Source organism: Streptomyces sp. BL1, assembly GCF_057628045.1.
Genome location: NZ_JBXYWZ010000002.1, coordinates 3,022,314 through 3,042,302, shown reverse-complemented (window position 1 = coordinate 3,042,302; position 19,989 = coordinate 3,022,314). Strand labels below are relative to the sequence as shown.

At 72.5% G+C, this 19,989-nt stretch carries 18 protein-coding genes; 10 read left to right on the top strand and 8 right to left on the bottom strand.

Features of this window, described 5'->3' with window-relative positions; all coding sequences use genetic code 11:
- The first annotated feature begins 50 nt into the window (after positions 1-50).
- On the top strand, positions 51-659 hold the full coding sequence (locus AC3AGO_RS13330; RefSeq protein WP_487820395.1) for a MarC family protein: 609 nt from the start codon (positions 51-53) through the stop codon (positions 657-659).
- 44 nt (positions 660-703) lie between these two features.
- Here AC3AGO_RS13330 and AC3AGO_RS13325 read toward each other — a convergent pair whose 3' ends face one another.
- Together AC3AGO_RS13325 and AC3AGO_RS13320 are read right to left on the bottom strand one after the other, a co-directional pair.
- Positions 704-1,558, bottom strand: a complete 855-nt coding sequence (locus AC3AGO_RS13325) for an alpha/beta fold hydrolase (RefSeq protein WP_487820394.1) — start codon at positions 1,556-1,558, stop codon at positions 704-706.
- A gap of 106 nt (positions 1,559-1,664) precedes the next feature.
- Positions 1,665-3,482, bottom strand: coding sequence for a DEAD/DEAH box helicase (locus tag AC3AGO_RS13320; protein ID WP_487820393.1), 1,818 nt, complete (start codon positions 3,480-3,482; stop codon positions 1,665-1,667).
- A gap of 310 nt (positions 3,483-3,792) precedes the next feature.
- Between AC3AGO_RS13320 and AC3AGO_RS13315 the strand changes: the two genes are divergently transcribed.
- Positions 3,793-4,530, top strand: a complete 738-nt coding sequence (locus AC3AGO_RS13315) for a ferritin-like fold-containing protein (RefSeq protein ID WP_487820392.1) — start codon at positions 3,793-3,795, stop codon at positions 4,528-4,530.
- A gap of 7 nt (positions 4,531-4,537) precedes the next feature.
- Here AC3AGO_RS13315 and AC3AGO_RS13310 read toward each other — a convergent pair whose 3' ends face one another.
- The 4 genes from AC3AGO_RS13310 to AC3AGO_RS13295 all read right to left on the bottom strand — a co-directional run bounded on the left by AC3AGO_RS13310 (position 4,538) and on the right by AC3AGO_RS13295 (position 6,299).
- Positions 4,538-4,837: a hypothetical protein gene (locus AC3AGO_RS13310; protein ID WP_487820391.1), complete on the bottom strand. Its 300-nt coding sequence runs from the start codon at positions 4,835-4,837 to the stop codon at positions 4,538-4,540.
- 138 nt (positions 4,838-4,975) lie between these two features.
- Complete coding sequence (locus tag AC3AGO_RS13305; protein ID WP_487820390.1) at positions 4,976-5,206, bottom strand: DUF3107 domain-containing protein; 231 nt, start codon at positions 5,204-5,206, stop codon at positions 4,976-4,978.
- Positions 5,207-5,325: 119 nt separating this feature from the next.
- The gene (locus AC3AGO_RS13300) at positions 5,326-5,949 is read right to left on the bottom strand and encodes a TetR/AcrR family transcriptional regulator (RefSeq protein WP_487820389.1); all 624 of its coding nucleotides are present in this window, start codon (positions 5,947-5,949) and stop codon (positions 5,326-5,328) included.
- Positions 5,950-6,068: 119 nt separating this feature from the next.
- On the bottom strand, positions 6,069-6,299 hold the full coding sequence (locus tag AC3AGO_RS13295; protein ID WP_487820388.1) for a hypothetical protein: 231 nt from the start codon (positions 6,297-6,299) through the stop codon (positions 6,069-6,071).
- 180 nt (positions 6,300-6,479) lie between these two features.
- Between AC3AGO_RS13295 and AC3AGO_RS13290 the strand changes: the two genes are divergently transcribed.
- The 7 genes from AC3AGO_RS13290 (at position 6,480) to moeZ (ending at position 15,743) form a co-directional block, all read left to right on the top strand.
- Positions 6,480-7,508 (top strand): alpha/beta fold hydrolase, encoded by a 1,029-nt coding sequence (locus AC3AGO_RS13290; protein ID WP_487820387.1) that lies wholly within the window; start codon positions 6,480-6,482, stop codon positions 7,506-7,508.
- Between the two features lie 281 nt (positions 7,509-7,789).
- Positions 7,790-8,989 carry a DUF3152 domain-containing protein gene (locus AC3AGO_RS13285; protein WP_487820386.1) on the top strand — a complete coding sequence of 400 codons (1,200 nt, stop codon included), beginning with the start codon at positions 7,790-7,792 and terminating at the stop codon, positions 8,987-8,989.
- A gap of 318 nt (positions 8,990-9,307) precedes the next feature.
- A complete protein-coding gene (locus AC3AGO_RS13280) occupies positions 9,308-11,224 on the top strand; it encodes a DUF3492 domain-containing protein (RefSeq protein WP_487820385.1) in 1,917 nt (638 codons plus the stop codon).
- On the top strand, positions 11,221-12,627 hold the full coding sequence (locus AC3AGO_RS13275; RefSeq protein WP_487820384.1) for a hypothetical protein: 1,407 nt from the start codon (positions 11,221-11,223) through the stop codon (positions 12,625-12,627). Before AC3AGO_RS13280 ends, AC3AGO_RS13275 begins: the two co-directional genes overlap by 4 nt.
- 184 nt (positions 12,628-12,811) lie before the next feature.
- On the top strand, positions 12,812-13,759 hold the full coding sequence (locus tag AC3AGO_RS13270) for an NAD-dependent epimerase/dehydratase family protein (protein WP_487820383.1): 948 nt from the start codon (positions 12,812-12,814) through the stop codon (positions 13,757-13,759).
- Positions 13,747-14,502: a spherulation-specific family 4 protein gene (locus AC3AGO_RS13265; protein ID WP_487820382.1), complete on the top strand. Its 756-nt coding sequence runs from the start codon at positions 13,747-13,749 to the stop codon at positions 14,500-14,502. Before AC3AGO_RS13270 ends, AC3AGO_RS13265 begins: the two co-directional genes overlap by 13 nt.
- 62 nt (positions 14,503-14,564) lie before the next feature.
- Positions 14,565-15,743 carry an adenylyltransferase/sulfurtransferase MoeZ gene (gene moeZ / locus AC3AGO_RS13260; protein WP_487820381.1) on the top strand — a complete coding sequence of 393 codons (1,179 nt, stop codon included), beginning with the start codon at positions 14,565-14,567 and terminating at the stop codon, positions 15,741-15,743.
- A 127-nt stretch (positions 15,744-15,870) separates the two neighbouring features.
- Here the strand turns inward: moeZ and AC3AGO_RS13255 are convergent, their stop codons facing one another.
- Positions 15,871-16,593 (bottom strand): histone deacetylase, encoded by a 723-nt coding sequence (locus AC3AGO_RS13255; protein ID WP_487820380.1) that lies wholly within the window; start codon positions 16,591-16,593, stop codon positions 15,871-15,873.
- Positions 16,594-16,596: 3 nt separating this feature from the next.
- A complete protein-coding gene (locus tag AC3AGO_RS13250) occupies positions 16,597-19,203 on the bottom strand; it encodes a lysylphosphatidylglycerol synthase transmembrane domain-containing protein (RefSeq protein ID WP_487824643.1) in 2,607 nt (868 codons plus the stop codon).
- A 269-nt stretch (positions 19,204-19,472) separates the two neighbouring features.
- Here AC3AGO_RS13250 and AC3AGO_RS13245 point away from each other — a divergent pair, with 269 nt between their 5' ends.
- Positions 19,473-19,838 carry an MGMT family protein gene (locus AC3AGO_RS13245; protein ID WP_487820379.1) on the top strand — a complete coding sequence of 122 codons (366 nt, stop codon included), beginning with the start codon at positions 19,473-19,475 and terminating at the stop codon, positions 19,836-19,838.
- Positions 19,839-19,989 lie beyond the last annotated feature (151 nt).

Here is a 19,989-nt window from a genome sequence, read left to right as displayed (position 1 = left end):
CACGCCCCAGTGCCCCGACTCCCGTTCCCCTCCCGGCAAGGCGCCCCACTGTGATCGACTTCGCTCTCTTCGGATCCGTATTTGTCACGCTTTTCGTCATCATGGACCCGCCCGGCATCATGCCGATCTTCCTCGCCCTCACCTCGGGGCGGCCCGCGAAAGTGCAGCGCACGATGGCGTTGCAGGCGACCGTCGTGGCCTTCGGAGTCATCGCGGTCTTCGGCGTACTCGGCCAGCAGATCCTCGACTATCTGCACGTCTCCGTCCCGGCGCTGATGGTCGCGGGAGGACTGCTGCTGTTGCTGGTCGCGCTCGACCTGCTCACCGGCAAGACGGACGAGCCCACGCAGACGAAAGACGTCAACGCGGCACTCGTACCGCTCGGCATGCCGCTGCTCGCGGGCCCCGGCGCGATCGTCTCCGTCATCCTCGCCGTACAGCACGCCGGCAGCTGGAGCGGCCAACTCTCCGTATGGACCGCGATCGTGGCGATCCATCTGGTGCTGTGGCTGGTCATGCGCTACTCGCTGCTGATCATCCGCGTCATCAAGGACGGCGGAGTCGTCCTCGTCACCCGCCTCTCCGGCATGCTCCTCTCCGCCATCGCCGTCCAGCAGATCGCCAACGGCGTCATGCAGTTCATCGAGGGCAAGGGCTGATCATCGAGGGCACGGGCCGAGCGGGCCCGACTCCCGGCTCCGGCTCAGCTGTTGGCCGTCCAGAAGTCCGTCAGCGCGCGGGCCGTTTCCGCGGGGCGTTCGGCGTTGGGGGAGTGGCCCGCGCCCCGTACGACAGTGCGGCGTGCCCCCAGCCGTACGGCCATCTCGTCCAGCAGCGGCACCGGCCAGGCGTAGTCCACCTCGCCCGACAGCACGTGGCAGGGCAGCGGCACCTCCGCCAGCTCCGCGACCCTGTCGGGCTCGCCGACGAGCATCTGCCCTGCGGCCACGAGCTGTTCGGGCACATTGGCGGTCCACCGGCGGCGCAGGAAATCCGCGATGTCCGGCGGCGTCTCCCCGGACGCCGCCTCCGGCGGGTCCAACTCCTGCATGACGCCCCAGATCTGTTCCATCGTCATCATCGGCAGCGCGTCCAGCAGCATCGTCACCCGCTGCCGCTGCGAGTCCGACACGGCGGCCGGGCCGCTGCTCAGCAGCGTCAGCGACAGGAACGGCTCCGCGTCCCGCAGGACGGCGGCGCGGGACACCAGACCGCCCAGCGAGTGCCCCAGCAGATGGACGCGGCCCCCGTCGCGCACGGCGTCCGCCAGGGCCAGCACATCCCGGGCGAGCTCCGGCTGCGCGTACACCCCGCCGTCGGACGGCCCGCCCGTCTCGTACTGGCCCCGCCCGTCGACCGCGAGCACCCGGAACCCTTCGGCGGCGAGCGGCTCCAGCAGCGCGATGAAGTCCTCCTTGCTGCCGGTGAACCCGGGCACCAGCAGCGCCGTACCGCGCTCCGCCGTACCCGCGTCGTGTACGGCGAACTCCCCGCGCGCGGTGTGCAGACGGCGGGCACGGGCCGGGGACGGCAGACCCAGAAACGGCGGCTTGCTCATGCGCAGGACGCTACAGCCTGCCCGTGACGCACCGCGGCCCGGCTTCCGCGAGGGAAACCGGGCCGTCGGTACGGGGCCGTGGACGGTGCGCGCCGCCCGTGCGGCGTCAGCCCTCCTGGCTGTCCTGGGCCGGCGCGGAACCCGCGCCGCTCCGGGTACGGCGACGGCGGCGCGGCTTGCGCGCCTCACCCTCGCCCTCGGCACCGGCGCTCTTGCCGGTGCTCGCGCTCTTGCTCTCCGCCGCACTGCCGGACGCGCTGTCCGTACCGGCCGCGGCCGGGCCGGAGCCCGCACCGCCGCGCGTACGGCGGCGACGGCGCGGCTTGCGGGCGGCACCCTCTGCGGAGCCGTCCGCGTCCTGCGCGCCCTCGGCCGTGTCGGCCGCGGACTCGGCGGCCTTGCCGCCGGACTCCGCGTCGGAGCCGACGGGCTCACCGTTGCGCATGCGCCGCCGCTGACGCTGCGGACGCTCACGACGGGGGCGCTCCTCGCGCTGCTCCTTGGTGGCCGCGCCCGCGCTCTTCCGGCCGCGGCCGCCGGTCTCGCCGAGGTCCTCGACGTCCTCGGCCGCCAGCCCGGCGCGCTTGCGCTCGGCCCGCGGCAGGATGCCCTTGGTGCCCTCGGGGATGCTCAGCGCCTCGTACAGGTGCGCCGACGTGGAGTACGTCTCCTCCGGGTCGGACAGGCCGAGCTCCAGCGCCTTGTCGATCAGCTGCCAGCGCGGGATGTCGTCCCAGTCGACCAGCGTGACGGCCACACCGGACCTGCCCGCGCGGCCGGTACGGCCGATGCGGTGCAGATAGGTCTTCTCGTCCTCGGGCGTCTGGTAGTTGATGACATGTGTCACGTTCTCGACGTCGATGCCGCGGGCGGCGACGTCGGTGCACACCAGCACGTCGACCTTGCCGTTGCGGAACGCGCGCAGCGCCTGCTCGCGCGCGCCCTGCCCGAGGTCGCCGTGCACGGCGCCGGCCGCGAAGCCGCGCTTGGACAGCTGGTCCGAGACGTCGGCGGCGGTCCGCTTCGTACGGCAGAAGATCATCGCGAGTCCGCGGCCCTCAGCCTGGAGGATGCGGGAGACCATCTCGGGCTTGTCCATGCTGTGCGCGCGGAACACGTGCTGCTTGGTGTTCGCGACGGTCTGGCCCGCGTCGTCCGGCTCGGAGGCGCGGATGTGCGTGGGCTGGCTCATGTAGCGCCGCGCGAGCGAGATGACCTGGCCCGGCATGGTCGCGGAGAAGAGCATCGTCTGCCGCTTCACCGGCAGCATCTGGATGATCTTCTCGACGTCCGGCAGGAAGCCCAGGTCGAGCATCTCGTCGGCCTCGTCCAGGACGAGGGCCTTGACCTCGGAGAGCCGCAGCTTCTTCTGGCCGGCCAGGTCGAGCAGCCGCCCGGGCGTGCCGACGATCACGTCGACGCCCTTCTGCAGCGCCTCGACCTGCGGCTCGTACGCACGGCCGCCGTAGATGGAGAGGACCCGGACGTTACGGACCTTGCCCGCGGTGAGCAGGTCGTTGGTGACCTGCTGGCACAGCTCGCGGGTGGGGACGACGACCAGCGCCTGCGGCGCGTCGGTCAGCTGCTCGGGCTTCGCCCGGCCGAGCTCGACGTCCGCGGGGACGGTGACGGATTCCAGGAGCGGAAGGCCGAAGCCCAGCGTCTTGCCGGTGCCGGTCTTGGCCTGGCCGATGACGTCGCTGCCCGAGAGGGCGACCGGCAGGGTCATTTCCTGGATGGGGAACGGGGACATGATGCCGACGGCCTCGAGGGCCTCGGCGGTCTCGGAGAGGATTCCGAGTTCGCGGAAAGTCGTGGTGGACAGGATGCTTGCCTCTTCTGTGTGACGCGGAACGAGGCGGCGAGGAGGGTCGTACCGCACCGAGGCCGGGGCCTCGCGGCCCGCCGGTCGGTGCGGGACCACTGTCTCTCGCTCAAGCGCTCATCACGCGAGCGGTCCCTCTTGCCGCGGTACGTGTTCTTCACGGCCCACGCGGAGGGCTGTCGGGTCGGAGCCGATCGGGCCACCGACCGGGCATCCAAGTGCGTGTCCGAGGAGGCCCCCGGACAGTGCTGCATGCATGGAGCCCACCGTCTCCGGCGGGCGCCAATATCACTGTACCCCGGATCCGCGCATGTGTACCGGGGCGATTGTTGTGTACGAGTTCCATGAGCCGTCACGGGGCTGGGACTGGGGGCTCCCGTACCTGGTGAGGCGGGCTATGGTGCAGGGCATGGAGACGCCTGACACGACCCCTGACGACGGCAGCGAGCACACCGGGATCGCCACCCAGGACTGGGCACAGGCCTCTGCCGACCCGACGTACCGGGCGGCGGTCGTCGACCTGCTGGGGGCGCTCGCGTACGGCGAGCTGGCCGCGTTCGAGCGGCTGGCCGAGGACGCGAAGCTGGCCCCGACCCTGGCCGACAAGGCGGAGCTGGCCTCGATGGCGTCCGCCGAGTTCCAGCACTTCGAGCGGCTGCGGCAGCGGCTCGCGGAGATCGACACGGAGCCGACGGCAGCCATGGAGCCGTTCGCCGGGGCGCTCGACGAGTTCCACCGGCAGACCGCGCCCTCCGACTGGCTGGAGGGCCTGATCAAGGCCTACGTCGGCGATTCGATCGCGTCAGATTTCTACCGCGAGGTCGCCGCACGGCTCGACGCGGACTCGCGCGCGCTGGTGCTCGGTGTGCTGGATGACACAGGACACTCGAGCTTCGCCGTGGAGAAGGTGCGCGCCGCGATCGAGGCCGACCCGCGCGTGGGCGGCCGGCTCGCGCTCTGGGCGCGGCGGCTGATGGGCGAGGCGCTGTCGCAGGCGCAGCGCGTGGTCGCGGAGCGGGACTCGCTGTCCACCATGCTGGTCGGCGGCGTCGCGGACGGCTTCGACCTGGCGGAAGTCGGGAAGATGTTCTCCCGGATCACGGAGGCGCACACCAAGCGGATGGCGGCGCTGGGCCTCGCTGCCTGACGTCCCCTCAGACCCGGGGCGAGCCCGCGACGTTGGCGCGGAAGCCGGACGACGGGCGGCGCGTGTGCATCGAGTCGCCGAGCAGCAGCGACAGGATGGCGACACTCACCGCCGCCCCGACGAGCAGCGTCACCGGCGCGTACCCCGGGCCGAGCACGACCCTGCTGACGACGCCGCCGAGCACCGCGGAGACCGGTCCCGTCGCCAGCACCAGACGGCGGTTGGCGAAGCGCGCGGGCAGTCGTTTGGTGGCGGCGTAGGCGATGGCGAATCCGATGACGGCGGCGCCGAATGCCTCCAGGACCACAAGAACCTCCTCGGGGTGCGGCGTCGGAGCCGGTTGATGGTCAAATCGGTCGTATCCGGTCCTCCCCTGGTGGCGGGCATGTGAAACGGCGGCCCCCCGATGGATCGGGGAACCGCCGTTCGGTGTGAACCGGGGTGCTCAGATGGTGCCGAAGCCCACCTTGCGGCCGGAGTGCTCGCCGATCTCGACGTAGGCCACCCGGCCGGACGGCACCAGGATCTTCCGGCCGTGCTCGTCCTCCAGGCTGAGGACCTCCGAGCCGCCCCCGGCAAGTGCCGACGACACCGCGGTCTCGATCTCTTCAGGAGTCTGCTTGCTCTCGAAGACGATCTCGCGGGGCGCGTGCTGCACGCCGATCTTGACCTCCACGGCTATGTCCCTCCGACGGTCATTTGGGTACGCGGCCAGCCGCGCTGTACGGAGCACAGATTAGCCGGTTCCGGCCGATCTGCCGCATGGGGCAGCCGGTCTCCGCACGGGCGGCCGGTCTACTGCATCGGGAAGCCGGCGATGCCGCGCCAGGAGAGCGAGGAGATCAGCTTGGCTGCCGCGTCGCGCGGGATGGTCCGGCCGGAGCTGAGCCAGTAGCGCGCGGTGATCTGGGCCATTCCGCACAGGCCGACGGCCAGCAGCATCGACTGGTCCTGCGGCTGCTTGGTGTCCTCCGCGATGACTTCGCTGACCGCCTCGGCGCAGTCCAGGCTCACCTTGTCGACACGGTCGCGCACGGCCGGCTCGTTGGTGAGGTCGGACTCGAAGACCAGGCGGAACGCGCCGCCCTCGTCCTCGACGTACGCGAAGTAGGCGTCCATCGTCGCCGCGACCCGCTGCTTGTTGTCGGTCGTCGACGCGAGTGCCGCGCGGACCGCCTGGAGCAGCGACTCGCAGTGCTGGTCCAGCAGGGCCAGGTACAGGTCGAGCTTGCCCGGGAAGTGCTGGTAGAGCACCGGCTTGCTGACGCCCGCCCGGTCGGCGATGTCGTCCATGGCCGCCGCGTGATAGCCCTGCGCGACGAAGACTTCCTGGGCCGCGCCCAGGAGCTGGTTGCGTCGTGCCCGGCGCGGCAGGCGCGTGCCGCGTGGGCGCGCCTCTGACTGCTCGGTCGCTGTCACGCCGCCTCCCTCGTTCTCTGCGCGCGCTTCTGCGCTGCGCCGCCATCGTACTTTTGGGTAACAGCGGATGGCGCGTCGCGGGCCGAGAATTTCACCGGCCGGACAGTGGACGGGGTGCTTTATCGGTACTCGTCCTCGTTCAGCTCGACTTCCCGCTCCTGGTCCGCGGCGTCCGCGGGGTCCACCTCGTCGCTGCCGCCGCGCCCGGTGATCGGACGGTTCTGCTGGCGGAGCAGGCCCGCGTGCTGTTCGGCGGTGTCCTCCGTCGGGGCTTCCAGGCCGGTCTCCGTATCCGGCTCCTCCTCGTACACGTCCTCGAAGGTCTCCGGGTCCGTCGGGTCGACTGCCATGTGGCTCCCCTTTCCAGGGCGACTGTTCTCCACCCGAGGGTAGGAGGGGTGTTGCGGCTCTGTACTCATCCGGGTTCCTCCGGGCGCGGTGCCGAATCCCCGGGAAAAACAGTGAAGTCGGTGACGTCTGTGACCGCGAACACAAGAGCGGCCGCGTGATCGTCTCGTAACATTGCCCCCATGTCGTCGACCGAGCAACCGGGAATCAGCGCCGCTGCCGTCCCCGAAACGGTGCCGCCCTCGGGCGGTCCGCGGGTCGGGGAGGGCGAGCGGCTCCGTTCCGTTCCGCTGCCCGGAGTGACCCTGGCCGTGCGGTCCCGGCCACCTGAGCGTGCAGGACTGCCGCCCGCGGTGTACGTGCACGGGCTCGGCGGTTCCTCGCAGAACTGGACCGAGCTGATGCGGGAGTTGGCGGGTGTGGTCGACGGCGAGGCCGTCGACCTCCCGGGCTTCGGCGACTCCCCGCCGCCCGACGACGGCAACTACTCCGTCTCGGGCCACGCCCGCGCCGTCATCCGTTTCCTGGACGCGGCCGGACGTGGCCCGGTGCATCTGTTCGGCAACTCGCTCGGCGGCGCCGTGTCCACCAGGGTGGCCGCCGTCCGGCCCGATCTGGTCAGCACGCTGACGCTCGTGTCGCCCGCGCTGCCCGAGCTGCGGGTGCAGCGCAGCGCGTGGCCGACCGCTCTGCTGGCGGTGCCCGGTGTGGGCGAGCTGTTCGGCAGGATGACGAAGGACTGGCCGGCGGAGCGGCGTACGCGGGACGTGCTGTCGCTCTGTTACGGCGACCCCGGGCGTGTCACGCCGGAGGGTTTCGCCGCGGCCGTCGAGGAGTACCAACGCCGCGTCGCACTGCCGTACTTCTGGGACGCGCTGACCCGTTCGGCACGCGGCATCGTCGACGCCTACACTCTGGGCGGTCAGCACTCGCTGTGGCGGCAGGCCGAGCGGGTGCTCGCGCCCACGCTGCTGGTGTACGGGGGGCGGGACCAGCTGGTCGGGTTCCGGATGGCACGCCGCGCGGCGGCCGCCTTCCGCGACTCACGGCTGCTGACGCTGCCCGAGGCGGGGCATGTGGCGATGATGGAGTACCCGGATGTGGTCGCCGGTGCCTTCCGTGAACTGCTCGACGAGACGGCCGGGTTGCCGCAGCATGGCACGAGCCGGGAAGCCGGGCAGCAGATGCCCGGGCTGGGGGAAGGGGCCTAGTGGGACGTCACAGCCGGAAGGGACGCGGGGACACCCGCGACACCGCCGGGATACGCACGGCACACGGTGCGCCGCACGGCTCACAGCAGGCCGGGGGTCCGGAAGAGCCGTACGGAGAGCAGTACGACGGCGCGTACGGAGAGCCGCACGGCGACCCGTACGGCCGGTATGACGGTGCGTCGCACGAGCGGCGCGGCACACCGGGGCACGGCGTTCCGGGCAGCCGAATACCCGGGCGGGGGACAGGAATACCCGGCGCGGGCGCGACACCGCCCGGCGGGGTGCCGCAGGCGCACACCGCGCGCGGGGGGCACCCCGAGCAGCGTGAGTCCGGTGGCGCGTGGGGCGCGGCGTACGGCACGTCGTACGACACCGGAAGCGGGTACGGCACGGGATTCGCCGCGAGCGGTCCGGCGGCTCCGCCGGGACCCGCGGGCCCCGTGGTGGGGGCGCGCGGCGCCGGCGCACGGCGCGGGCCGCGACAGGACTATCTCGACGCGTTCGACGACGACGTCTTCGCCGCCGGCGCGCCGGAATGGGGCGGGCCGCCGCCGTACACGGGCGTACCCGCTCCGGCCGGGCCGCCGGAGGACGAGGGGCCGCCCCGCTCCGCGGACGGGGGCGAACCCCCGGAGGACGACGAGCCGTTCAGCCGCCGGCAGCAGGGCGGCGGCAAGGGGCGCACGCTCACCGGTATCACGGCGGCGGCCGTGACGACCGTGCTGGCGGTCGTCATCGCCGGGCACGTATCGGGCCAGGAGTCCGGCGCGGGCTCGGTCATCACGGGGGCCGGCAGCGACGAGGGGCAGACGGCCGGCGACAGTACGGCGCAGTCCGGCGACGCGGCGGGCAGCCGGGCGGAACGGAAGAGCGCCCCTCTGTCGTACGACGACAAGATGGCCAAGAGCTTCCCGGTCGGCAAGGACGCGAAGGGCTCGGGCGACTTCCGGACGATGGGCGGCCACGAGAAGGGGCCCGGCGGCGGACAGGTGCTGCGCTACCGCGTGGACGTCGAGAAGGGCCTGCCGCTGGAGGGCGGACTGTTCACACAGGCCGTGCACAAGACGCTGAACGACAAGCGCAGTTGGGCGCACGGTGGCGAGCGCAGCTTCGAACGCGTCTCGTCCGGGGACGCCGACTTCGTCATCACGCTGGCCAGTCCGAAGACGACCGACGTGTGGTGCGCCAAGTCCGGCCTGGACACCAGCGAGGAGCACGTCTCCTGCGACTCGGCCGCGACCGACCGCGTCATGATCAACGGCTACCGGTGGGCGCAGGGCGCGAAGACGTACGGCCCGAAGAAGATGCACGTCTACCGGCAGATGCTCATCAACCACGAGGTCGGCCACCGGCTCGGGCACGACCACGTCGGCTGCGAGAAGGAGGGGGCGCTCGCGCCGGTGATGATGCAGCAGACCAAGTACCTCTCCACTGACGGGCGCACCTGCAAGCCGAACGCCTGGCCGCACCCGCGGGACTGACCCCGCGGCAGAACCTGGTGCGGGCTGTCGGCGCGACGGCCGCCCGGGTGCCGGCGGGGCCGTGCCCTCCCGGCGTACGCGTGACGGTGGGGCCGTGCTCTCCCGGCGTACGCGTGCACACTCCCTAGCGCATACGAACGCCCGACTTCGCGGGAAGTCACGGTCGTTCACCCCTTCCGGTGGTGCGATGGACAACCGTCCATCGCGCACCGGGGGCGCGCGCATAGCGTCTTCTGCGTCACGTCACTGAACTTCTGTCAGCCGCCCGGCGGTTCGGCGGTCAGTGGCCCCATGCGGAGATCGATCGGGGGTGTGCTCGTGCGCATCGCACTGCTTACGGAGGGTGGTTATCCCTTTGCGCGCGGTGAGTCGGTGGTCTGGTGCGACCGCTTGCTGCGCGGGCTGGAGAGCCACGATTTCGAGATCTACGCGCTCAGCCGCAGCGCCCGCCAGGAGGAGACCGGCTGGTGCGAACTGCCGCGGAACGTCGGGCGGATCCGTACGGCCCCGCTGTGGGGCGCGACTCCCGAGTCCCCCCGCGCGCCGGGCGGCGGCGCGCCGTCCGGGTACGGGCGGCGGGAGCGGCGCCGGTTCGCCGAGCACTTCGGCATGCTGGCCGAAGCCGTCTGCACGCCTGACCCCGAGGGCGGCCCCACAGCCGGAAGGCACCTGGCGGACCGTTTCGCCTCCGGGCTGTACGGGCTCGCCGAGCTGGCGCACGAGCACCCCGGAACGCTGTCCGCCGCGCTCCGGTCCGAACTGGCGCTCCGCGTGCTGGAGTCCGCCTGCCGCGAGCCCGGCGCACTCCGCGCCGCCCACTCCGCGCGGGTCGCCGACCTGCTCGCGGTCGCCGACCGGCTGGAGCGCGCGCTGCGCCCGCTCTCCCTCGACTGGTACGGACACGGAGACGTCCACGAGCGCGCCGAGGACCGTGCGCAGTCCGGCCGGGAAGGGCTGGCGGCGGCGGACCTGTGCCACGTGGTCGGCAGCGGCGCCGCCGCGCTGCCCGCACTGCTCGCCAAGCGGCTGCACGGCACGCCGATGCTGGTCACGGAGTACGCGGTCCGGCTGCGCGAGCACTATCTGGCCAGCAGCGCCGACGCCGTCCCGCCCGCGGCCTCCCGCGCGCCCGTGCGCGCGCTGCTCGCGTCCTTCCAGGGACGGCTGGCCCACGAGACGTACCGCCAGGCCCAGTTGATCACCCCCGGCAATACGCACGTACGGCGCTGGCAGGAGCGCTGCGGCGCCCGCCGCGAGCAACTGCGCACTGTGTACCCGGGGATGGACGCCGCCCCTTTCGCGGAAGTCGGCGAGGAGGCGGGAGCGGCCCCACCGGCGCGGGGAGCGGACCCCGCGGACCGCACGGCGCCGACGCTGGTGTGGTCAGGCCGGGTTGAGCCCGCCAGGGACCTGATCGCGCTGCTGCACGCCTTCGACGGCGTACGCCGCAGGGTGCCCGGCGCGCGGCTGCGGATCGTGCAGTCGGCGCCCGGCCGCGGCCCCGGCGCCGAGGCGTACGCGGCGCACTGCCGGACGCTCGCGGCGCAGCTCTTCCCGGACGAGGCGGCCGACCCGCACGCGGTGGGGGAGAGCCCCGTCTCCTTCGAGGAGCTGGGCAGCCCCGAAGTGCCCACGCCCGCCGACGCGTACGCCGGCGGTTCCGTCGTGGTGCTCTCCAGCGTTGTCGAGGGCTTCCCCGTCTCTCTGGTGGAGGCCATGTTCTGCGGCAGAGCGACCGTCTCCACGGATGTCGGCGCGGTGTGCGAAGTCATCGGCGGCACGGGCCTGGTGGTGCCCTCGCGCAACCCGCGCGCGCTGGCGGACGCCTGTGTGGCCCTGCTCGACGATCCGGCACGGCGCGCGCGGCTGGGAGCGGCCGCGCGGGCGCGCGCGCTCGAACTGTTCACCGTGGAGCAGAACGTCGAGGCCTTCCACGCCGGCTATCTGGAGCTGATGTCGCGCCATCCGGTGCGCGCCGAAACGGCCGCCCTGTCGGAGGGCGGCGGGCCGCTGCCCTTCGCCCGGCCCGCCGAGTCCCATGTGCCGGGGCGCTGGGTGGGGAGCGCGCCCGAGCCGGCGGCTGCCGCCGCCTCGGGAGGCCGCCGGCCGGGCGGCCGGTTCACCCAGCTGCTGCCGGGAGTGCGCAAGCGTGCCCCGGTCGCCGTGGGGGCCGGAGCCGACGAGCGGGAGCCCGGCGGGCGGGAGTTCGACGTGCGGGAGGAGGAGCGCGGATGAGCAGCGAGCGGGGAAACAGCACGCCGTCGTACGCGACACCGTCGTCTGCGGACATGGAGCCCGGGGCGGCACGGACGGACACGACGGTGCACCCGGATACAGCGATCACGGACACGGCAGCGGATGGGGACGCAGGAGCCGGTGCGGCGCCGGACGGACCGGTGCTGCACGTGCCGCTGCCGCCCGAAGTGCCGGCGCCCGAGCGGCTGTCGGTGCCCGACGGGCTGTCGATGCCCGGTCCGGGGCCCGGGCCGATGCCGGAGCCCGTGCCCGTCGGCGGGGGCGCCGCCGAGAGTGAGGACGCCGTGGGCGAGGGCCGGGCCGCCGTACCGGCTGCCGCCCGGCGCGGCCCCGCCGACCCGGTGCGCACGCTGATGCACCGTCATCGCGAGCTGTGCGAACAGGCCGTGGACCCGCTGGAGATCGCCGCCGGGCTGGAGGCCCACGGCGTGACCGACAGGACCGCGGCGCGCTTCCGGCACCGCGACGTCTTCTCGCTGGCCGAGGAGCTGTACGTGCGGGTGCCCCGTGCCGAGCAGTCCGCCACCGAACTGCCGCAGCGGGAACGGGAGGACAGGTCCCCGTACGCCGCCGACAGGTTCGCGCGCCTCGTGCTGCCCCTGCTGCCCGCCGCGCTGTGCGCGGTGACACTCGCCGCCCTCGCACAGGCCCAGGACGCGTCGTCCCTCCTGCGCGTGGCGCTGGGAGCACTGGGCGCGCTGGCGGCCGGCGCCGCGGTGCGGCTGGCACTGCCCCGTGCCGCCAGGACGAGGACCGTCACGTTCGCCGCCTGCTGGCTGGTCGGCTTCGCCCTCTTCGGCGAAGTGCTGCTGCGGGAGGCCGTGCTGTGGGACGCCGCGGGTCCCGGCCAGTTCACCGGGAGCCGTGCCGACTCCGCGCGCGATGTGGCGCTCACGCTCGCGTGCGCGGTGGCGCCCGCCGTATGGGGGGCCCGCTGGTTCTCCGTACGGGCGCGGCGGATGCTGCGCGGCAGCCGCGGGCTCGACGAGTTCGCCGCCGGGGTGCGCCCGCTGCTCACCGGCACGGTCGCGCTGTTCGCGCTGACACTGCTCGCGGTGCAGGCCGCCACCCGTCTCGTCCTGGGCGGGCCGCAGCCCGGCCCCGGCACACCGGCCGGCACCACGGCGCTCGGTGTCCTGCTGTTCCTGGCGCTCCTGCTGTCCGCGCACGGACGTCCCCGCGCGGCGGCCGCGGGGCTCGGAGCGGCCTGTGTCACCGCGCTCCTCGCGCTCGCCGCCGCCCCCGCCTCCCGGCTGCCGGGCCCCGACCCGGCGCTCGTCCCCCTCGCCGTCTGCTGCTGCGCCGCCGCGGCCCTGCTGGTGTACGCGTTCCGCGCGCTCGCCCGCGCCTCGGCGCACCACCGCCGGACGGACGGCCGATGACCCGTCAGACCGCTTGCGCGGTGCGGCAGTCCGCGCCCCTCCCCCGGGGAGCCGCAGGACAGCCGTTAGCCACGCGATCGTGCACCACCGAGAAGGAGCAGCACCCGATGACCACCACACAGCCGTCACCACAGCTGTCACAGCAGCCGGTGCGCCGCACCGTCCGAGGCGGGGAGGAAGCACGATGAGAGTGCTGCTCCTCGGCGCCAACGGCTACCTCGGCCGGTTCGTCGCCGACCGGCTGCTGGCGGACCCCGCCGTACAGCTCACCGCGCTCGGCAGGAGCGACGACGCCGACGTCCGCTTCGACCTGTCGGCCGGCAGTCCGGGCGCGCTGACCCGCTTCCTCGACGCAGTGCACCCCGGCGTGGTCATCAACTGCGCCGGCGCGATCCGCGGCGGCGCGCGCGAGCTGACCCGGCACAACATCGTGTCCACGTCCACCGTGTGCGAGTCGCTGCGGCGCAGCGGCTGCGGCGCGCGCCTGGTGCACATCGGCTGCGCCGCCGAGTACGGCCCCTCGCCCGCGGGTTCCTCCACGAGCGAGGACGCCGTGCCGCGCCCCGGCGGGCCGTACGGGGTGAGCAAGCTCGCCTCCACCGAGCTGGTGCTCTCGTCCGGCCTGGACGCCGTGGTGCTGCGGGTCTTCTCGCCCACGGGGCCCGGCACCCCGGCAGGGTCGCCGCTCGGCCGGCTCGCGGAGGCGATGCGGCGCGCCATGCAGCAGGGCGACCACGAGCTGAAGCTGGGCGGCCTCGGCGTGCAGCGGGACTTCGTCGACGTACGGGACGTCGCGCGCGCCGTGCACGCCGCCTCGCTCTCCGCGGCGCAGGGCGTCGTCAACATCGGTACGGGGCGCGCCGTCCGGCTGCGCGACGCGGCCGCCGTCCTCGCCCGCGCCGCCGGATACGCCGGCGCGGTGCACGAGCTGGACGGGCCGACCGTGCCCGCCCCGTCGCCGGTGCCCGGCAGCGCCCCGTCCCCGCCGCCCCAGACGCCCTACCCCGACGGCTGCGGCAACTGGCAGCAGGCGGACGTCCGTACGGCACGCGACCGGCTCGGCTGGCGGCCCCGTATCGGACTGGAGGAGTCCCTGGCCGACATCTGGATGGAGGCGGCATGCCGGATCTGATGACGCCCGGCGGCCCGCGGCACTCGGCAGCGGGCACCGCACGGCAGCTCGCCTTCGGCGTGCCCGGCTGTGCGCATCCGATGCTCGCGCCCGCCGAGTGGGCCGAACTGGCCCGCCCCGGCGTCCCGTTGCACTGGGCGGTGCTCGACGTGGCCCGCGGCCCGGGCGCGCGGCCCGATCCGTACTGCCTGCAGGCGGCTGCCGGACTGCACGAGGCCGGCGCCGGTGTCCTCGGGCTTCTCGACATGTGGGACGGTACGCGGACATTCGGTGAGCTGGTGTCGGACGCGCACCGCTACCTCGACTGGTACCGCGTGGACGGCTTCTATCTGGCGAACTGTCCCGCGGGGGCCGCGCGCCTGGCAGAGGTCAGACGGCTGTCGATGACGCTGCGCGCCCTGTGTGAAGGAGGACACATCGTCCTCGGCCAGGACGTCCATCCGGATCCCGGATACGCCGAGGTCGGGGACCAGTTGGTGACCTTCAGGGGCAGCTGGGCGGAGTACCGCTGGGCGCAGGTGCCGGAGTGGACGGCGGACCATCCGCCATGGCGGTTCTGTCATCTGGTGCACAGCCTGCCCGGTACGCACCTGGAGGAGGCGCTGCGGCTGGCCCGCTGGCAGGGCGCCGGCACGGTCTGGTTCACCGACAGAACCGAGCGGCGGGGCCGTGACCCCTGGGAGTCGCTGCCCGGCTACTGGGACGAACTCGTCTCGCGTCTCGGACCGGGTGTCTCGGAATGAGACAGCGCGTGGCAGTGTTACGAGCAGAACAACCGTACGTTCCACCGACCATCGGAGACTCCGTGTCGCTGCCACCCCTGGTCGAGCCGGCCCCCGAGCTCACCGTCGACGAGGTCCGCAGGTACTCCCGCCACCTGATCATCCCGGACGTCGGGATGGACGGGCAGAAGCGGCTGAAGAACGCCAAGGTGCTCGCTGTCGGCGCCGGCGGGCTCGGCTCGCCCGCCCTGATGTATCTGGCCGCAGCCGGTGTGGGCACCCTCGGCATCGTCGAGTTCGACGAGGTCGACGAGTCGAACCTGCAGCGTCAGATCATCCACAGCCAGTCCGACATCGGCCGCCCCAAGGCCGAGTCCGCGAAGGACACGGTGCTCGGGATCAACCCGTACACCCAGGTCAACATCCACGAGGAGCGTCTCGACTCCTCGAACGTGATGGACATCTTCGCGCAGTACGACCTGATCGTGGACGGCACCGACAACTTCGCCACCCGCTATCTGGTCAACGACGCCTGCGTGCTGCTGAACAAGCCGTACGTATGGGGCTCGATCTACCGCTTCGACGGTCAGGCGTCGGTGTTCTGGAGCGAGCACGGTCCCTGCTACCGCTGCCTGTACCCGGAGCCCCCGCCGCCCGGCATGGTGCCCAGCTGCGCCGAGGGCGGCGTGCTCGGCGTGCTGTGCGCGTCGATCGGCTCGATCCAGGTGAACGAGGCCATCAAGCTGCTGGCCGGATTCGGTGAGCCGCTCGTCGGCCGCCTGATGATCTACGACGCCATGGAGATGAGCTACCGCACGGTGAAGGTCCGCAAGGACCCCGACTGCGCGGTGTGCGGCCCGAACGCCACGGTGACCGAGCTCATCGACTACGACGCGTTCTGCGGTGTCGTCTCCGACGAGGCCCAGGAGGCCGCGGCCGGTTCGACCATCACTCCGAAGCAGCTCAAGGAGTGGATGGACGACGGCGAGAGCATCGAGGTCATCGACGTCCGCGAGCAGAACGAGTACGAGATCGTGTCCATCCCGGGCGCGAAGCTGGTCCCGAAGAACGAGTTCCTCATGGGGAGCGCGCTCCAGGACCTGCCGCAGGACAAGAAGATCGTGCTGCACTGCAAGACCGGTGTGCGGTCGGCCGAGGTCCTCGCCGCCGTGAAGAGCGCCGGCTTCTCCAACGCCGTGCACGTCGGCGGCGGCGTGATCGGCTGGGTCAACCAGATCGAGCCGGACAAGCCCGTCTACTGAGCCGGACGGCCGGCCCCGCTGCGGGCCGGCCCGGAGAGCTACCGCACGGTGGGGCTGCGCGAACTGCGCGGCCCCACCGCGGCGTTGGGGCACTTGTGTCCACCTGTCGCCGCCGGGCCTGTTGCCGCTATGACGCGCGGGACTGCCCCTGCGACGCGCGGGACGTGCCGTGCGCGCTGTTGCCGTTCATGAGCGCCGTCACCTCGGCGGCCGACCAGTGCCCGGCGGCACCCGGCAGGCCCGCCAGATACGTACCGATCCGGTCGGCGTCCCACCCGTGGGACTCGGCGAGACCGGAGGCGAGGTGCCGCAGGTAGGTGGCGGACGGCCTGGTGTGCCGTACGTCGTCCATCCGCCACGGAGCGGTGAACGTCAGCACGGGGAAGCCGTCCAGCAGACCGGGGCACAGCAGTGTCTCGTACCGGCCGGGGCCGGTCTCCGCACGGCCCGTGCTCAGCACGGGGCCGAGGTCCAGCGTGCTGCCCGGCGGGCGGTGCATCTCCTGCGCGGCGATGTCCGCGAACTGTTCCGCGGTCACCAGGTGCGCGTGTGCGGCCGTTTCGCCCGGACCTTCGGGGTCGTGGAAGGCCATGCCGCCCGTCCACACCTCCGACTCGTGGGCGAAGTACAGCGAGCCGGGCAGCATGACGGGCACGGAGCGCACCGGCGGGCAGGCGTCCCGGCAGCCCGGATAGGTCCTCGACCCGCCCGGCGGCCGTCCGCCGGCCAGATAGAAGTCCAGCCGGAACCGGTGCATGTTCGACCCGAAGGATGCGTACCAGACGCGGTCCGTGCGTACGCCGGCCGCTCCGTCCGTGCCGAGCGGTACGAGGTCGTGCGGTGCGGACATGCGCTACAGCCAGCCCTTGCGGGTGAGTTGGGTGAAACAGAGCCAGCCCGGCAGGACGGGCAGCCAGAGCGTCATCAGCCGGAACAGCAGTACGGCCGGCGTCGCGACCTCCTTGGGCACGCCGAAGGCGATCAGGCCGGCGATCAGCGCCGCCTCGACCGCGCCCAGACCGCCCGGTGTCGGCGCCGCCGACCCCAGGGCGTTGCCCGCGAGGAAGACCACGGCGAGGCTCGCGAAGCTGGCCTCGTGCCCGAAGGCGCGGACGCAGGAGTCCAGGCAGAGCACGAACAGCAGCGTCAGCAGCAGCTGTCCGCCGATGCCGGTCAGCAGTTTCGACGGCCGCTGCACCACGTCCAGCATCCGCGGGACGACCCCGGCGAACAGCGACCGCAGCCGGTCGGAGGCGAAGCGGCGCAGCGCCGGGATGGCCGTCACGATCAGCACCAGCACCGCTGCCGTGAGCAGTCCGGCGATGACAGTGCGGGACGGCGACAGGGTCGGTGTGTGCTCCGTGCCGGTCAGATAGCCGAAGAACAGCAGCAGCACGATGTGGCTGCCGAGCCCGAAGAGCTGTGACGCGCCGACACTCGCGACGGCGTGCCCGGGCCGTACGCCACCGCGTTGCAGGAAGCGTGTGTTGAGCGCCACCCCGCCGACCGCCGCGGGGGCGACCAGTTTCACGAAGGAGCCCGCGACCTGCGCGATGGCCGTACGGATGAAGGGCATCTTCTCCGGCACGAAGCCCAGCAGGGACATCGCGGCGGCGATGTACGTCAGCGCGGAGAACAGTACGGCGCCGCCGACCCAGGCCCAGTTGGCGTCGACGACCGTGCGGAACGGCACCTGGCTGAGCTGGGTGAGCAGGAAGTACGCGGCCAGTGCGCCGGCGATGAACGTGACGAGGGTGCGCGGTTTGATGCGTTCGAGGCGGGCCGGTTCTATCGGCGCCTGCGGCCGGATCCGCAGCACCTGCTGGCGGATCTGCACGAGGAGGTCCTCCTCGCGGGCCTCCTCCAGCGCCTCGTCGATGGCCCGCTTCTCCGCGGACTTCTCCGCACGCAGGGACTTGCGGTCGGTCGCCCCGTGGTGCGCGTCCCTGGCCTCCTTGTCGGCGCGCGACGCCTCCAGGACGGCCTCGCGCTCGCGCTGCGCGCGCTCCTTGGCGAGCTTCCTGAGCGTGAAGCGCGTGCTGCGGCTGAGCGCGATCGGCTGCAGCAGCGGAAGGCTGTCGGCGACCGCGTCCGGGCCGAGCACGTCCACGGCGGCGGCGACGGCGCGCTCGGCACCCACGCGCAGGCCGAACGTGGTCATCAGCTGCGCCACGTCCATCCGCAGGACGAGGTCGCCGGCGGCGATCTCCCCGCCGCGCAGATCCGTGAGGAAGACGGTGCCGGAACGATCCACCAGAAGGGCGTCGCCGACGAGCCGCCGGTGTGCGATCCGCCGCGACTGCAGTGCCGCCACCTGCTGCCAGGAGGCGCGCATCAGGTCGTCGGTGATCTCTTCGTCGGGCAGCGCGTCCAGCTGACGGGCCTCGATGTGCTCGTAGACCAGGATCACCGCGTCCGGGCCGAGCTCGGACGTGGCGATCAGCCGGGGCGCGTTGGCGCCCGCCGCGATGGCCGCGTACGCGAGCAGGGCCTCCTGCTCCAGCGCCTGACGGAGCGTCTGGAGGCTCCGCCGCTGCGTGATGCCGCGCAGGGTCATGCGGCGCCAGAGCCGGTAGAAGAAGCCCTGAGCCTGCTGTTCGCGGTCGACGACCGTGACGTCGATGGGCGGGCCGTCCTCCAGCGTGACGCGGTAACGCCGCCCGCTGTCCCGGTAGCCGGGGTCGTGCTTGTCGGCCTCGCTCGGTGCGGGCTCCTCGACACGTACGGCGGCGACAGGCGTGAAGCCGACGTGCCGCAGCCCGGCCAGCAGGGTCTGTCCCGTGGGACGGACGTTCGGTGTGCCGACCGTGTACAGCGTGCCGTACGCGACCGTCCAGCCGATCAGCACCGTGACGATGATCGAGAAGGGCGTGGAGTACCCGGGGATCAGTACGGCGAAGGCGTTCAGCAGCAGTACCGCCCACAGCAGCACCCGCCAGCGCGGTCTGCGCGCCATTCCGACAGCCGTCATATAGGCGATGACGGGCGCCAGATAGCTGTGCACCGGGGTGGTCAGATCGGTGGTGGTGATCTGCTTGGTGAGCGCGTCCCGTACGGAGTCCGGCGCGGCCTCGGCGACCCACAGATCGGTCGCCAGCGACGCACCGTGCGCCAGTACGGCGGCGAGCACACCGTCCGCGATCCGCAGCCCGTCCCGTTTGATGAGCCGCTCGATGGCGAACGCCACAGGGACCAGCAGCACGGCGATGCTGGACGCCAGCCCGGTGAGGCTGATCAGCAGCGGCGGGGCCTGCTGGGTTCCCTTGTCGATGTCCTGCTCGAGGCCTGCCGTGGTGCCGTGCGCGTAGTTGGCGATGACGAGCACGATGGCGATGCCGAGCAGGCCGAGCACCGTACGCAGCAGGTCGGAGGGGCGGTGCACGCGCGCGGACAGCAGCGGTTCGTCACTCTCGATCCGGTCGTCCGCTCTGGACTCCTCGCGGACCGCCCCGTACGGCATGTCGTCCGTACCGGTGCCGCTCTCCTTCATCCGGGCAGCCCTGTCCGCGGCAGGAGGGCCTTCCGGAAGTGGCCGTTCATCCTGCTGCCGCCCGTCTGTCGTCTCGTCTTGGTCTCGTATCACTCGTCACCGCCCGGAAGATGGTGGCACGAGGGGGTGGCACATGGGGGCACGAGGGGGCATTCCGGCGACCCCCCATATCCGGCATACCAGGAGAAGGGCGCTTCGGCGGACGGGAGTTGTCGGTGGCGTACGGCACGATGTCCCGCATGCACGAGAACGGATCCGACGACGGGCCCGCGGAGCCCCCGCGGCTGCCGGACTACGCGGAGCGGGTGCTGGATGTCACAGAGCGCATCCCGCCGGGGCACGTGATGACGTACGGCGACATCGCCGAGTGGCTGGAGGAGGGCGGGCCGCGCCAGGTCGGACGGGTGATGGCGCTGTACGGCGGGGCGGTCCCGTGGTGGCGGGTCGTCCGCGCCGACGGACAGCTGCTGCCCGGCGCCGAGCTCCGTGCCCTGGAGCAGTACCGCGCGGAGGGCACTCCGCTGCGGGACGCGGCCGGCGCGGCCGACGGGCACATACCGCGGCTCGACATGCGCCGCGCCAGGTGGGACGGGGAGGGCGGCTGACCACCGGCTGCGGCTGCTCACACCCACCACCTTCCGCCATGGCCCTCCGCGGTATGCGCCGAGCGGTCCGTACGGAGTACAGGAGCAACGCGCTGCGACCCGTGTGCCCGCTGGCGTAGCGTCTGCACCGTTCAGCACAGACCCTCCCCAA